This window comes from Pseudomonas sp. m6p, from assembly GCF_055760375.1.
Genome location: NZ_CM147084.1, coordinates 338,783 through 352,613, shown reverse-complemented (window position 1 = coordinate 352,613; position 13,831 = coordinate 338,783). Strand labels below are relative to the sequence as shown.

Annotated in this window: 13 protein-coding genes; 8 read left to right on the top strand and 5 right to left on the bottom strand. The window is 62.0% G+C overall.

Going from position 1 to position 13,831, the window contains the following annotated elements:
- The first annotated feature begins 258 nt into the window (after positions 1–258).
- Complete coding sequence (locus tag ACYZUM_RS01590; RefSeq protein ID WP_086792209.1) at positions 259–1,575, top strand: MFS transporter; 1,317 nt, start codon at positions 259–261, stop codon at positions 1,573–1,575.
- A 114-nt stretch (positions 1,576–1,689) separates the two neighbouring features.
- Here ACYZUM_RS01590 and purT read toward each other — a convergent pair whose 3' ends face one another.
- The 5 genes from purT to ACYZUM_RS01565 all read right to left on the bottom strand — a co-directional run bounded on the left by purT (position 1,690) and on the right by ACYZUM_RS01565 (position 4,958).
- Positions 1,690–2,871, bottom strand: coding sequence for a formate-dependent phosphoribosylglycinamide formyltransferase (gene purT, locus ACYZUM_RS01585; RefSeq protein WP_041063124.1), 1,182 nt, complete (start codon positions 2,869–2,871; stop codon positions 1,690–1,692).
- Positions 2,872–2,970: 99 nt separating this feature from the next.
- Complete coding sequence (locus ACYZUM_RS01580) at positions 2,971–3,438, bottom strand: preQ0 transporter (protein ID WP_086792211.1); 468 nt, start codon at positions 3,436–3,438, stop codon at positions 2,971–2,973.
- A 136-nt stretch (positions 3,439–3,574) separates the two neighbouring features.
- A complete protein-coding gene (locus tag ACYZUM_RS01575; protein ID WP_108181779.1) occupies positions 3,575–3,790 on the bottom strand; it encodes a DUF1289 domain-containing protein in 216 nt (71 codons plus the stop codon).
- On the bottom strand, positions 3,787–4,311 hold the full coding sequence (locus ACYZUM_RS01570; protein ID WP_084321873.1) for a gamma carbonic anhydrase family protein: 525 nt from the start codon (positions 4,309–4,311) through the stop codon (positions 3,787–3,789). Before ACYZUM_RS01570 ends, ACYZUM_RS01575 begins: the two co-directional genes overlap by 4 nt.
- A gap of 47 nt (positions 4,312–4,358) precedes the next feature.
- Positions 4,359–4,958, bottom strand: coding sequence for a CoA pyrophosphatase (locus ACYZUM_RS01565; RefSeq protein WP_007967803.1), 600 nt, complete (start codon positions 4,956–4,958; stop codon positions 4,359–4,361).
- Positions 4,959–5,104: 146 nt separating this feature from the next.
- Here ACYZUM_RS01565 and ACYZUM_RS01560 point away from each other — a divergent pair, with 146 nt between their 5' ends.
- From ACYZUM_RS01560 to nagE, 7 genes are all read left to right on the top strand, one after another.
- Positions 5,105–5,656: an NUDIX hydrolase gene (locus ACYZUM_RS01560; protein WP_041063112.1), complete on the top strand. Its 552-nt coding sequence runs from the start codon at positions 5,105–5,107 to the stop codon at positions 5,654–5,656.
- Between the two features lie 92 nt (positions 5,657–5,748).
- On the top strand, positions 5,749–6,264 hold the full coding sequence (locus tag ACYZUM_RS01555) for a L,D-transpeptidase family protein (protein ID WP_041063109.1): 516 nt from the start codon (positions 5,749–5,751) through the stop codon (positions 6,262–6,264).
- Positions 6,265–6,546: 282 nt separating this feature from the next.
- Positions 6,547–7,278 (top strand): GntR family transcriptional regulator, encoded by a 732-nt coding sequence (locus ACYZUM_RS01550; RefSeq protein WP_108181778.1) that lies wholly within the window; start codon positions 6,547–6,549, stop codon positions 7,276–7,278.
- A 30-nt stretch (positions 7,279–7,308) separates the two neighbouring features.
- Positions 7,309–8,415, top strand: a complete 1,107-nt coding sequence (gene nagA / locus ACYZUM_RS01545; RefSeq protein ID WP_108181777.1) for an N-acetylglucosamine-6-phosphate deacetylase — start codon at positions 7,309–7,311, stop codon at positions 8,413–8,415.
- Positions 8,396–9,418, top strand: coding sequence for an SIS domain-containing protein (locus ACYZUM_RS01540; protein WP_108181776.1), 1,023 nt, complete (start codon positions 8,396–8,398; stop codon positions 9,416–9,418). The genes nagA and ACYZUM_RS01540 overlap by 20 nt, the downstream gene beginning before the upstream one ends.
- Before the next feature lie 142 nt (positions 9,419–9,560).
- Positions 9,561–12,074, top strand: coding sequence for a phosphoenolpyruvate--protein phosphotransferase (gene ptsP / locus ACYZUM_RS01535; protein ID WP_473061229.1), 2,514 nt, complete (start codon positions 9,561–9,563; stop codon positions 12,072–12,074).
- Between the two features lie 35 nt (positions 12,075–12,109).
- On the top strand, positions 12,110–13,825 hold the full coding sequence (gene nagE / locus ACYZUM_RS01530) for an N-acetylglucosamine-specific PTS transporter subunit IIBC (protein ID WP_108181774.1): 1,716 nt from the start codon (positions 12,110–12,112) through the stop codon (positions 13,823–13,825).
- Positions 13,826–13,831 lie beyond the last annotated feature (6 nt).

Here is a 13,831-nt window from a genome sequence, read left to right as displayed (position 1 = left end):
ACAGGAAGATCAATCGACGTCAATCCGCTGCAATCTTTTGCTCTTGTTTGATCGTTAGCCCCCTTCCTATAATCGAGCCGCTTACCCAAGCGCTGCCGAGCCCTGTGCTTACCCCGCACTAAAGCGGTTTCGGCCATTTTCCGCACTACCCCGACGACTGTTCCTACTCGAAACAGCGCTCGCGTCTCATCCCACATCCCTGGGTGTTCAACCATAATAATTCGCTCCAACGGAGCCATGACTGTCAGGGATCACCGCATGACGACCAGTACCGCTTACAGCGCCACCGCGCCTGCCCAGCCGACCAACTCCGCCACCCGCGTGGCGACGGCGAGTTTCATCGGCACCGCCATCGAGTTTTACGACTTCTATGTCTACGCCACCGCCGCTGCACTGGTGATCGGGCCGGTATTCTTTCCGCAGACTTCCGGCACCGCGCAGATGCTTTCGGCGTTTCTCACCTTCGGCATCGCTTTCCTCGCCCGGCCGCTGGGTTCGGCGCTGTTCGGCCATTTCGGTGACCGCATCGGGCGCAAATCGACGCTGGTCGCCTCACTCTTGCTGATGGGCGTGTGCACCACCCTGATCGGGGTGCTGCCGGGTTACGACAGCATTGGCGCCTGGGCCCCGATTCTGTTGTGCGTGCTGCGCTTCGGTCAGGGGTTGGGCCTGGGCGGCGAATGGGGTGGCGCGGCGTTGCTGGCCACCGAGAATGCGCCGAAGGGCAAGCGGGCGTGGTTCGGCATGTTCCCGCAACTGGGGCCTTCGATCGGTTTTCTAGCGGCCAATGGGTTGTTCCTGACCCTGGCCATGACCCTCAATGACGAGCAGTTCCGCAGCTGGGGCTGGCGGATTCCGTTTCTGCTCAGCGCAGTGCTGGTGATGGTCGGTCTGTATGTACGCCTCAAGCTTCACGAAACGCCGGTGTTCGCCAACGCGATTGCCCGTCAGGAGCGAGTGAAAGTGCCGCTGGTCGAGCTGTTCAGCCAATATTGGGCGCCCACCCTGCTCGGCGCGGCGGCGATGGTGGTGTGCTACGCGCTGTTTTACATCTCGACGGTGTTTTCCCTGAGCTACGGCGTGTCCACCCTCGGCTACAGCCGCGAGACGTTTCTTGGACTGCTGTGTTTTGCCGTGCTGTTCATGGCGGCGGCTACACCGTTGTCCGCCTGGGCCAGCGATCGTTACGGGCGCAAACCGGTGCTGATCGTTGGCGGCGTGCTGGCGATTCTGTCCGGGTTTCTGATGGAGCCGTTGCTGACGCAAGGTTCGACCTGGGGCGTGGCGCTGTTCCTGTGCATCGAGCTGTTCCTGATGGGCGTGACGTTTGCCCCGATGGGCGCGCTGTTGCCGGAACTGTTTCCGACGCACGTGCGCTATACCGGTGCATCGGCGGCTTACAACCTGGGCGGGATCGTCGGCGCCTCGGCGGCTCCGTTCTTCGCGCAGAAACTGGTGGCGATGGGTGGTTTGAGTTATGTCGGCGGGTATGTGTCGGCGGCAGCGGTGCTCAGCCTGATTGCGGTGCTGTGCCTGAAGGAAACGCGTGGCAACGATTTGAATCAGGTTGCCTGATAGATCGCTATCGCGGGCAAGCCCGCTCCCACAGGGTTTTCGGTTGATCACAAACTTTGTGCACAACCAAAAAATCTGTGGGAGCGAGCTTGCTCGCGAATGCCACGCCTCGGTTTACAGCTCTACAACAACAGCCTGAGCCGCACGGGTCGCCTTGGCACGAGCCGCCTCAATCGACTCATCCCGCGCCAGCGCCACGCCCATCCGGCGCTGACCGTTGACTTCAGGCTTGCCGAACAGCCGCAGTGCGGTATCCGGCTCGCTCAGCGCTGCGCCAAGGTTGGCGAACGCGGTCTGGGTCGACTGCCCTTCCACCAGAATCACCGCCGAAGCGGATGGGCCGAACTGACGGATCAGCGGCACCGGCAGACCGAGAATGGCGCGCGCGTGCAGGGCGAACTGCGACAGGTCCTGGGAAATCAGGGTCACCAGACCGGTGTCGTGCGGGCGCGGCGAAACTTCGCTGAACCACACCTGATCACCCTTGATGAACAACTCGACGCCGAACAGCCCGCGACCACCCAAGGCCTCGGTCACGGCTTTGGCCACGCGCTCGGACTCAGCCAAGGCAATCGGGCTCATGGCCTGCGGCTGCCAGGACTCCTGATAATCGCCCTTTTCCTGACGGTGACCGACCGGTGCGCAGAACGTGGTGCCGCCGATGTGGCGCACGGTCAGCAGAGTGATTTCGTAGTCGAAATCGATGAAGCCTTCGATGATCACCCGACCTTTGCCGGCGCGACCGCCTTCTTGCGCGTACTCCCAGGCTTTCTGCACGTCATCGGCGCTGCGCAGCAGGCTCTGGCCTTTGCCCGACGAGCTCATGACCGGTTTGACGACACACGGGAAGCCCAGATCCTGAACGGCTTTGCTGTAATCCTCGAAGGTGTCGGCAAAGTGGTACGGCGAGGTCGGCAGGTCCAGCTCTTCAGCGGCCAGACGGCGGATGCCTTCGCGGTTCATGGTCAGTTGCGCGGCGCGGGCGGTCGGGATCACGGTGAAGCCTTCGGCTTCCAGCTCGACCAGCGTGGCGGTGGCTATGGCTTCGATTTCCGGCACGATGAAGTGCGGTTTCTCGGCTTCGATGACTGCACGCAGCGCGGCGCCGTCGAGCATGTTGATCACGTGGCTGCGGTGCGCCACCTGCATGGCCGGCGCGTTGGCGTAACGGTCGACGGCAATCACTTCAACGCCCAGGCGTTGCAGCTCGATCACCACTTCCTTGCCCAACTCACCACAGCCACACAGCAATACGCGGGTCGCGGTCGGCGACAATGGAGTTCCGATACGGGTCATCTCAGGTCCTCAAAGAAGCGGATCATCGAGGAAAGCAACGCCAGACGCGCTTTCCATGGGGAGAAAGCGCGGCATTTTACATGAACCGCAGGGTTTGGCTCAGCTGGCGACAGCCTGTTTGCGCTCGCGCCAGGCCATGATCAGCCAGACGGCAGTAACACCTGCGAACTTCGAGGCCAATGCCGTGATGATCACCGGTGGCGTCATCAGGTCGATCATGCCGAAAAAGATGAAGGTATCGAGGGGAATGCTCAGCGCCGAACTGATCCACAGGCGGTCGCGCAGCGGTCGTTTGGTGATGCTGAAGACCAGCCAGTCGATGCATTCGGAGATCGCGAACGCCGTGGCGCTGGCCAGGGCGATGGAAGGATCCGAGGTGACGTAGGACAACACCAGCGCCACCAGCATCGCCACGATGGCACCGTGACCGAAACGGGTTTGCACCATGTCGCGCAACACGAACACCAATCCGCCCCAGGCCGACCAGATGATGTCCAGGTGTGGCGCGGTGGAGAAAGCGAAGTTGATCAGCACGACGCTGCTGATGTAGGCGATGAGGAAAATCATGCTGGCGACCTGGGAAATTGGCGCACAGGTTACTTCAGGCAAAGCAGAAGCAAAAGATCGCAGCCTGCGGCAGCTCCTACATGAGAATGCGATCTTCCTGTAGGAGCTGCCGAAGGCTGCGATCTTTTGATCTTCGCTACTTGTTTGGGGTCGCCGGGATCATCCACACCAACCCACTGGCCTTCGCCCGCTCATGACACAAGCCGAGCACCACCCGCCGCTCGTCGTTGGTCATGCGGCCCCAGCGGGTGATCTCCGCGACCGTGCGCTGGCAGCCGGTGCAGATATCGTCCTCATCCAGCGCACAGATATTCACGCACGGCGAGGCAACCGGTCTTTCGGGCGTGTTCATGCTTCCTGCTCGACCAGATCACGCGCATAGCGCTGGGAATTGTGCACATAGTGCGCGGCACTGGCTTCGAGCATTTTCTTCTGTGGCTCGGTCAGTTCACGCACGACCTTGCCCGGAGACCCCATCACCAGCGAGCCATCGGGGATTTCCTTGCCTTCGCCGATCAGCGAATTGGCGCCGATGATGCAGTTCTTGCCGATTTTCGCGCCGTTGAGGATCACCGCGTTGATGCCAATCAGGCTGTAGTCGCCAACGGTGCAGCCATGCAGCATGGCGTTATGGCCGATGGTCACGCCGGTGCCGATGGTCAGCGGATAGCCCATGTCGGTGTGCATCACCGTGCCATCCTGGACGTTGCTGTTCTTGCCGATCAGGATCAGCTCGTTGTCGCCGCGCAGCACGGCGTTGAACCAGACGTTGGCGCCTTCTTCCAGCTTGACCTTGCCCACCAGCACGGCATTGGGTGCAACCCAGCTCTGTGGATGGGTCTCGACGCGGGCGTCGCCCAGGCGGTATTTCATCTTGTTTTCCTCAGGGCTCACGATGACGGGCCATTCGAGCGATGGCTTCAGGTGTTGATATAGCTTTTGGGCGGGTGATGCAGGCTGATCTGTTCGTCATAGAGCAGATTGATCAGCTCGACAATCATGATAGCCGTCAATCCCCAGATCTTGAATTCGCCGTAACGATAACTCGGCACGTACCAGCTGCGGCCCTGATAATCGATACGATGCGTATGCTCACGCGGGTCTTTGCGGAAGAACTCCAACGGCACGTTGAAGACGGCAGCGATCTCGGCATCGTTGGCCTGGTATTCGACAAAGTCCGGAATCACCCCGACATACGGCGTGACCTTGATGCCATGCAGGGAGATCAGCGGGCTGAGCGGGCCGATGACTTCGACCAGCCCCGGTGGCAGGCCGATTTCTTCTTCGGCTTCGCGTAAGGCGGTGAAAATCAGGTCGGGGTCTTCGGGGTCGCGGCGACCGCCGGGAAAGGCCACTTCGCCACCATGGGTCGAGAGGCCGCTGGCCCGCAGGGTCAGCACCAGCTCGGGCTCGTCACTGCGGGTGATCGGCACCAGAACAGCGGCCTCGGGGAAACGTTTATCGGTCTCCAGCGTGCGCGGTGTGTGGTTGCTTACCCTATGCAGTAGCTCGTCCAGCATGAGTGTTCTCGATCTGTGCCTTACCCTGCATCATGCACCAATCATTGCAGCCGCCCAAGCCCTTCGCCGGGCCATGTCGCGAAACGACAACTTGCCGACCGGCACCGCTGCACGCCAAGATAGGCGCAGCATTCAGGAACCCCAGCATGAAATTTTGCAGCCAGTGCGGCAACCCGGTGACCCAGCGCATTCCCGAAGGCGACTCGCGACTGCGATTTGTCTGTGACAGCTGTCAGACCATTCACTATCAAAACCCCAATATCGTCGCCGGTTGCGTCGCGACCTGGGGTCGCCAGGTGCTGCTCTGCCGCCGTGCCATCGAACCACGCCTGGGTTACTGGACGCTGCCCGCCGGCTTCATGGAAAACGGCGAGACCATCGAACAGGCCGCGATCCGCGAAACCGCCGAGGAAGCCTGCGCCCGAGTGCGCAATCTGAGCATCTATACCCTGATCGATGTGCCGCACATCAGCCAGGTGCATGTGTTCTTTCGCGCCGAACTGGCCGACCTGGACTTCGCGGCCGGCCCCGAAAGCCTCGAAGTGCAACTATTCGACGAAGCCGACATTCCCTGGGACGAGCTGGCTTTCCGCACCGTGGGGCGTACCTTAGAATGTTTCTTCGCTGATCGCCGCGCCGAAAACTACCCGGTTCGCTCCGAATCGATTCCGCCGCTGGCTCAGCCTGCCATTAGCTGACTCAAAAAATCCAAAGATCAAAAGATCAAAAGATCGCAGCCTTCGGCAGCTCCTACACTTAACGTTGCGTCACTCTTTGGGGAATTGTTTCAATGCGCTGGTTGTTTGCTCTGTTTTGCCTGTCATTCGTCTCAGTCTCCCAAGCGTCCTTCGTGACCACCGTGACGCCGTCGAACACCCCGCTGATCGAAAAAATCCTGGTGCTCAAATCGGCGCATCAACTGCAGTTGATCGCCGACGGCAAGCCGATCAAGACCTATCGGATTTCCCTGGGCAAGGGCGCGAAAAAAGGTCCGAAACTGATTGAAGGCGACAAACGCACGCCGGAAGGTTTTTATTGGATCGACTGGCGCAAGGTCAGCGAGAAATTCAACCTGGCGATGCACATCTCCTACCCGAACATCAGCGACTCGGCCCGCGCCCGCCGCGAAGGCGTCGAGCCTGGCGGGATGATCATGATTCACGGCACGCCGGATTCGGAAGAAACCCCCGAAGACCTGTTCCACACTCTGGACTGGACCGACGGCTGCATCGCCATGCGCAACATGGACATGCGTGAAGTCTGGGGTCTGGTGCCGGACGGCACGATGATCGAGATTCGTCCTTAACGACTGACCACTGGTCACCTGAAAAAAATAAATCAAAAGATCGCAGTCTGCGGCAGCTCCTACAGGGTTGATACCACTTCCCACTGCAGGAGCTGCCGCAGGCTGCGATCTTTTGCTTTTTACAGCCCACCCATAATACCACTTCAAACCACAAACCCCGAAACCCGCCATTTCATTGGGCTACACGCCAATTCACTGCGTTGACATGGTATTCAAGTGGTATTAATTTCCGCCCCACAAGCGAGCCACAACAATCCTATACTCGCGTCGGAAATGACCTACATGAACGACCTCCAGGCCCTACGCCCAGATGACTCCCAGCCGACGCCGCTGTACCTGCAGCTGGCGCGCAATCTGGAATCGGCGATCCATTCCGGGCAGTGGAAGGCCGAGCAGGCCATGCCCTCCGAGCGCAACCTCAGCGAGCAACTCGGGATCTCCCGGGTCACCGCGCGCAAGGCGCTGGAAGTGCTGCTCGATCAAGGTCTGATCCGCCGTCTGCAAGGTTCCGGCACCTTCATCACCCCACGTCTGGAACAACCGCTGTCACGCCTCTCGGGCTTCAGCGAAATGCTCCGCCTCAAGGGTTTCGTCCCCAGCTCGCAGTGGCTGGAACGCGAAATCATCCTGCCGACTCACGAAGAACTGATCCGCCTGAGCCTGTCGCCGAACGACAAGGTGGCGCGCATGAAACGCCTGCGCAAGGCCGATGACACGGTGATGGCCATCGAGATGAGCACCCTGCCCGCCTCGATCATGCCCAAGCCGCACCTGGTCGGCGATTCGCTCTACGAATACCTCGACGGCATCGGCAAACCGATCGTCCGCGCCCTGCAGCACATCCAGGCGATCAACGCCTCGGACGAGTTCGCCGCGCTGGTCGGCATCGCCCCCGGCACCGCCATGCTGCTGATGACCCGGGTCGGCTATCTGGAAGACAACACGCCGATCGAAGTCACCGACACCTATTGCCGCAACGACTACTACGACTTTGTTGCAGAGCTTCGCCGCTGACCGGCAGCCAGGCCAAACGAGAGAAGCAAAATGTCCGAAGACAACATCCTCACCGCCAGCGGCTGGGTTCGCGGCCGGCTGATTCACGAACACGGCAAAGTCGTGTCGATCGAAGGCGTGCCCTGCGATCCGGCCGAGAATGACCTGCCGTACCTGCTGCCGGGTTTCATCGACCTGCACGTCCACGGCGGTGGTGGTAAAGACATCATGGAAGGCGCCAGCGCCTTCGAAACCATCACCAAAACCCACGTGCGCTTCGGCACCACTTCACTGCTGGCCACCACCATGACCGCGCCGAGTGCTGAGATCTCCAGTGTGCTGAAAGAGGTCGGCGAGTTCTGCGAACAGCGTCCGCAAGGCGCCGCCCGGGTACTCGGTGTGCATCTGGAAGGCCCGTACATCAACCCCGGCAAACTCGGCGCGCAACCGAATTTCGCCCACACCGCGTTGATGGCCGAAGTTGAAGAGTATCTGGCACTGGCGCCGATCCGGGTGATCACCATCGCCCCGGAAATCGCCGGCCACGACGGGTTGATTCGTGAACTGAGCAGCCGCGGCATCCGCATGCAGATCGGCCACACCCTCGGCAGCTACGAGGAAGGCGTCGCCGCCCTCGATGCCGGCGCGACTAGTTTCACCCATTTGTACAACGCCATGAGCCCGCTACATCACCGCGAGCCGGGCATCGTCGGCGCCGCCCTCGCCCACGCCAAATTCGCCGAGCTGATCCCGGACTTGTTGCACGTGCACCCCGGCGCGATCCGCGTGGCCCTGCGTGCGATCCCGTGCCTGTACTGCGTCACCGATTCAACCGCCGCCGCCGGCATGCCCGACGGTGAATACAAGCTCGGCAGCCACACCGTGACCAAATGCCTGGGCGGTGTGCGCCTGCCCGACGGCACGCTGGCCGGCAGCACCCTGACCATGGATCAGGCCCTGCGCAACCTGGTGAAGATCGGTTTGCCGATCGCCGAAGCCTCGCAACGTCTTTCGCAATTCCCCGCCGACTACCTCGGCATCACCGAACGCGGGCGCCTGCAACCGGGTGCCTGGGCCGACTGCGTGCGGCTGGATCGCTCACTCACACTGACCGCCGTCATGGTCGAAGGAGAAGACATTGACTTCAAAAATGCTTGAAGAGGCGCTGTCCTCGTTCGAGGCCGTGCAAGCCCAATTGCAACAGCTCGACCCGCAGATGATCGAGATCGCCGGACGCCTGCGCCGTCAGCCGCCGCAAGTGGCGATGACGGTCGCGCGCGGCAGTTCCGACCACGCGGCGAGCTATTTCGCTTACCTGACCATGCAGCAACTGGGCGTACCGGTGGCGTCGTTGCCGATGTCGGTGGTGACCATGCAGCAGGCACCGTTGAAGGTCAGCGGTCAGGTCGCGTTCGCGTTCTCGCAATCGGGGCAAAGCCCGGATCTGGTCAACAGCCTGCGTCTGCTGCGCAAGCGTGGCGCGCTGAGCGTATCGATGGTCAACGCCGCCGATTCGCCACTGGAAGCGGCGTGTGAATTCAGCCTGCCGCTGCTCGCCGGCACCGAAAGCAGCGTCGCCGCGACCAAGAGCTTCATCGCCACCCTCAGCGCCAGCGCCCGCCTGATCGCGCACTGGAAAGAAGACCGCGAACTGCTGGAAGCGCACAACGCCCTGCCCGAAGGTCTGCGCGAAGCGGCGAAACAGGACTGGAGCACCGCGATCGACGCCTTGCGCGACTGTGAACGGCTGATGGTCATCGGCCGTGGCGCCGGTTTTGCCATCGCCCAAGAGGCCGCGCTGAAGTTCAAGGAAACCTCGGCGATTCAGGCCGAAGCCTTCAGCAGCGCCGAAGTCCGTCACGGCCCGATGGCACTGATCGACGAGCATTACCCGCTACTGGTGTTCGCCCCACGCGGTGCCGAACAGGCCGGTCTGATCAGCCTCGCGTCAGAGATGCGTCAACGCGGTGCCCGCGTGCTGCTGGCCGCGCCGGACGACATTCTCGAACGCGACCTGACCCTGAGCCGCGCCGAACACCCGGCCCTCGACCCGATTCTGGCGATCCAGAGCTTCTACGTGATGGCCGCCGGCCTGGCCGTGGCTCGCGGCATGGACCCGGATCAGCCGCGCCACCTGAGCAAAGTGACCCGTACGCACTGACCACTGTTTAGGCATGTAACCCGTGTAGGAGCTGCCGAAGGCTGCGATCTTTTGATTTTGACGTTCAAAAAAACAAGATCAAAAGATCGCAGCCTGCGGCAGCTCCTACAGGGGAAAGCGAAATTACTGATGAGACCGAGCCATGCACAACAACAATAAAGAGCTGACCCTCAGCGCCCCGCTCAGCGGCCCGGTGCTCACGCTCGCCAAAGTCCCGGACGCGGTGTTCGCCAGTGGCGCGATGGGCGACGGTATCGCCATCGACCCGTTGAATGACACCCTGTACTCGCCCTGTGCCGGGGAGATCATCCACGTCGCCCGCACCGGCCACGCGCTGACCGTGCGCGCCGACAACGGCGCGGAAATCCTCCTGCATCTTGGCCTGGACACTGTCGAACTGAACGACGAAGGCTTCTCGATGCTGGTCAAGCAAGGCACGCGGGTCGACAAGGGCCAACCGTTGTTGCGCTACGACCTGGACAAGGTCGGCCAACAGTGCAAAAGCCTGGTCAGCCTGTTGATCCTGACCAACAGCCAGGACTTCCAGGTGCGCCCGATCACGCTCAAAGCGGTGAAGGTCGGCGAGCCGCTGCTACACATCATTGCCCGCACCAGTACGGCGGCGAATGCTGAAGTGCTGGGTGGGCCAGTGGTGCAGGGGCAGGTCTTGGTGGCACATCGCGGCGGCTTGCATGCGCGCCCCGCCGCGCTGATTCGCCAGACCGCACAAGGTTTCAAGAGCCAGTCGCAGCTGCACTTCGCCGGCCAATCGGCGCCGTGCAACAGCCTGATTGGCCTGATGGGACTGGCCATCGGTGAACAGGATGAAGTGCAGGTCAGCTGTCAGGGGCCGGACGCCGAAGCGGCGCTGCAAGCTTTGCTCAATGCACTGGCGACCGCCCTGCCCGACGATCATCACGCCGCTGCGCCGGCCAGCGCCGCACCGCGCAAACGCCCGGCCGAGGCGGGCGTGCTGCAAGGGGTGTGCGCCGCACCGGGTCTGGTTGGCGGGCCGTTGTTTCGCCTGAACGCGATCAGCCTGCCGGCAGATATCGGCAAGCATGATCCGCAGGTGCAACAGCAGGTGCTTGAGTCGGCGCTGAAGCAGGTGCGCGGCGAAATCCACGCCACGCTCACCCAAGCAAAAAAGCACAAGAACACCGACGAAGAAGCGATCTTCGCCGCGCATCTGGCACTGCTCGAAGACCCGGCCCTGCTCGACGCCGCGCAGCATTCCATCGATCAAGGCACAGCGGCGACCCACGCCTGGAGCCAGTCGATCGACGTGCAGTGCGAAGTACTGCAACACACCGGCAGCGCGCTGCTGGCCGAACGCGCCAACGACCTGCGCGACCTCAAGCAACGGGTGCTGCGCGCCGTGCTCGGCGAAGCCTGGCATTACGACGTGCCGGCCGGCGCCATCGTTGCTGCGCATGAACTGACGCCGTCGGATCTGCTGCAACTCAGCGCGCAGGGTGTCGCCGGGTTGTGCATGGCCGAGGGTGGCGCGACCTCGCATGTGGCGATTCTGGCGCGCGGCAAAGGCCTGCCGTGCCTAGTTGCACTGGGCGCCGCTTTACTCGATCAAGCACAAGGTCAGTCGGTGGTGCTGGATGCCGATGGCGGTCGCCTCGAACTGAAGCCAAATGCCGAGCGTCTGGCCGAAGTGCAGCAGGCGCAAATCGACCGTCAGCAACGCCGCGATGCGCAACAGAAAAAGGCCCATCTGCCCGCCGAAACTCGCAATGGCGTGACCATCGAAGTGGTCGCCAATGTCGCCTCCAGCCATGAAGCGGCAGACGCCTTTGCCAATGGTGCCGATGGCGTCGGCCTGCTGCGCACCGAGTTTCTGTTCGTCGACCGGCAAACCGCGCCGGACGTCGAAGAGCAGTGCTCTGCCTATCAAGCGGTGCTCGATGCCATGGGTGACCATTCGGTGATCATCCGCACCATCGACGTCGGCGGCGACAAGCAACTCGACTACCTGCCGCTGCCTGCCGAAGCCAACCCGGTCTTGGGTCTGCGTGGCATTCGTCTGGCTCAGGCCCGTCCGGAAATCCTCGATCAGCAACTGCGCGCACTGCTGCAAGTCAGCCCGCTGCGCCGTTGCCGGATCCTGTTGCCGATGGTCACCGAAGTCGATGAACTGCTGCAGATCCGTCAGCGCGTCGATGCGCTGTGCCTGGAACTGGGCATCAGCCAGCGCCCGGAAATCGGCGTGATGATTGAAGTCCCCGCCGCTGCCTTGCAGGCCGAACAACTGGCCGAGCACGCCGACTTCCTGTCGATCGGCACCAACGACCTGTCGCAATACACCCTGGCCATGGACCGCGACCACGCCGGCCTCGCCGCCCGGGTCGATGCCTTGCACCCGGCGCTGCTGCGGCTGATCGCCATGACCTGCGCAGGTGCGGCGGCGCACAAACGCTGGGTCGGCGTCTGCGGCGCCCTCGCCTCGGATCCTCTGGCGACGCCGGTGCTGATCGGCCTCGGTGTGACCGAGTTGTCGGTGAGCCCGGTGCAAATCGGTGAAATCAAGGATCGCGTGCGCCAGTTGCACGAGGCCGAATGCCAACGCCTCAGCCTTGACCTGTTGAAACTCAACAGCGCCGCTGCGGTTCGTCACGCCTGCCACCAGCATTGGCCTCTGCACTAACAACAAGCTCTCTATAAAGAGCAGGGAGAACCACCATGTACCAACTCTTCATCGAAGGCCTGCAACGCCTCGGCCGCGCGCTGATGCTGCCGATCGCGATCCTGCCGATTGCCGGCCTGCTGCTGCGTCTGGGTGACACCGACCTTTTGAACATCGCGATCATTCACGATGCCGGGCAAGTGATCTTCGCCAACCTGGCGATGATCTTCGCCATCGGCATCGCCGTCGGGTTTGCCAAGGACAACAACGGCACCGCGGGTCTGGCCGGGGTAATCGGTTACCTGGTGATGATCTCCACCCTCAAGGTGCTCGACGCAAGCATCAACATGGGCATGCTCGCCGGGATCGTCAGCGGCCTGATGGCCGGCGCGCTGTACAACCGCTTCAAGGACATCAAACTGCCGGAGTATCTGGCGTTCTTCGGCGGCCGACGGTTTGTACCGATTGTCACCGGGTTCGCGGCGGTCGGTCTGGGCGTAGTGTTCGGCTACATCTGGCCGCCGATCCAGCACGGCATCAATGCCTTCGGCGCACTGATGATGGAAAGCGGCAGCATTGGCGCGTTCGTCTTCGGCGTGTTCAACCGCCTGCTGATCGTCACCGGCCTGCACCACATCCTCAACAACATGGCGTGGTTCGTGTTCGGCAACTTCACCGACCCGACTACCGGCGCACTGGTCACCGGCGACCTGTCACGCTACTTCGCTGGCGATCCAAAGGGCGGCCAGTTCATGACCGGCATGTTCCCGATGATGATCTTCGGCCTGCCTGCTGCGTGCCTGGCGATGTACCGCAATGCGTTGCCGGAGCGGCGCAAGGTCATGGGCGGGATTTTCCTGTCGATGGCGCTGACCTCGTTTTTGACCGGGGTAACCGAACCCATCGAATTCGCCTTTATGTTTCTCGCGCCGCTGCTGTATCTGCTGCATGCGCTGCTGACCGGCCTGTCGATGGCGATCACCAATGCACTGAACATCCACCTCGGTTTCACCTTCTCCGGCGGCTTCATCGACATGGTGTTGGGTTGGGGGCGCTCGACCAATGGCTGGCTGGTGATTCCGGTCGGGCTGGCGTATGCCGTGGTGTATTACGCGGTGTTTGATTTCTGTATTCGTCGCTTCAATTTGAAGACGCCGGGGCGTGAGGATGTGGCAGCGGCGGACAAGGCTGTTCTCACCGAGAATGAGCGCGCCGCGGCTTACATCAAGGCGCTCGGTGGTGCGCAGAATCTGGTGACTGTCGGTGCCTGCACCACCCGTTTGCGTCTGGAAATGGTTGATCGCAACAAGGCTTCCGACGCTGACTTGAAGGCATTGGGCGCGATGGCCGTGGTACGCCCGGGCAAGGGCGGCAGCTTGCAGGTGGTGGTCGGGCCATTGGCCGACAGCATCGCCGACGAAATCCGCCTTGCCATGCCAGCGCTGGGGCGTGCGTTAGTGCCGGCGCCTGCGGTGCAGGTCGAAGCATCGAACGCTGCATGGGTCACGGCGCCAGAAGCCCAACAATGGCTGACTGCGTTAGGCGGTCGCGAGAATGTACTGCAACTGGACTGCATCGCCCTGACCCGCCTTCGTTTGCAACTGGCCGATGGCAAAGCGTTGTCCGAGGCTCAGTTGAAAGAGTTGGGGTGCCAGGGTGTCAGCTCGCTGGACGGTGGGGTCTGGCATCTGTTGATTGGCGAGAAAGCCGCGAGTTTGAGTGGGGCGATTGAGGCGTTGGTTAATCGCAGTGAGGCCCGCGCGAAGGTGTAACCCACA

What these genes read in the sequence shown, in the direction of transcription:
- ACYZUM_RS01590 (WP_086792209.1), top strand. Translation starts at nt 259, where the DNA reads ATGACGACCAGTACCGCTTACAGCGCCACCGCGCCTGCCCAGCCGACC.
- purT (WP_041063124.1), bottom strand. Translation starts at nt 2,871, where the DNA reads ATGACCCGTATCGGAACTCCATTGTCGCCGACCGCGACCCGCGTATTG.
- ACYZUM_RS01580 (WP_086792211.1), bottom strand. Translation starts at nt 3,438, where the DNA reads ATGATTTTCCTCATCGCCTACATCAGCAGCGTCGTGCTGATCAACTTC.
- ACYZUM_RS01575 (WP_108181779.1), bottom strand. Translation starts at nt 3,790, where the DNA reads ATGAACACGCCCGAAAGACCGGTTGCCTCGCCGTGCGTGAATATCTGT.
- ACYZUM_RS01570 (WP_084321873.1), bottom strand. Translation starts at nt 4,311, where the DNA reads ATGAAATACCGCCTGGGCGACGCCCGCGTCGAGACCCATCCACAGAGC.
- ACYZUM_RS01565 (WP_007967803.1), bottom strand. Translation starts at nt 4,958, where the DNA reads ATGCTGGACGAGCTACTGCATAGGGTAAGCAACCACACACCGCGCACG.
- ACYZUM_RS01560 (WP_041063112.1), top strand. Translation starts at nt 5,105, where the DNA reads ATGAAATTTTGCAGCCAGTGCGGCAACCCGGTGACCCAGCGCATTCCC.
- ACYZUM_RS01555 (WP_041063109.1), top strand. Translation starts at nt 5,749, where the DNA reads ATGCGCTGGTTGTTTGCTCTGTTTTGCCTGTCATTCGTCTCAGTCTCC.
- ACYZUM_RS01550 (WP_108181778.1), top strand. Translation starts at nt 6,547, where the DNA reads ATGAACGACCTCCAGGCCCTACGCCCAGATGACTCCCAGCCGACGCCG.
- nagA (WP_108181777.1), top strand. Translation starts at nt 7,309, where the DNA reads ATGTCCGAAGACAACATCCTCACCGCCAGCGGCTGGGTTCGCGGCCGG.
- ptsP (WP_473061229.1), top strand. Translation starts at nt 9,561, where the DNA reads ATGCACAACAACAATAAAGAGCTGACCCTCAGCGCCCCGCTCAGCGGC.
- nagE (WP_108181774.1), top strand. Translation starts at nt 12,110, where the DNA reads ATGTACCAACTCTTCATCGAAGGCCTGCAACGCCTCGGCCGCGCGCTG.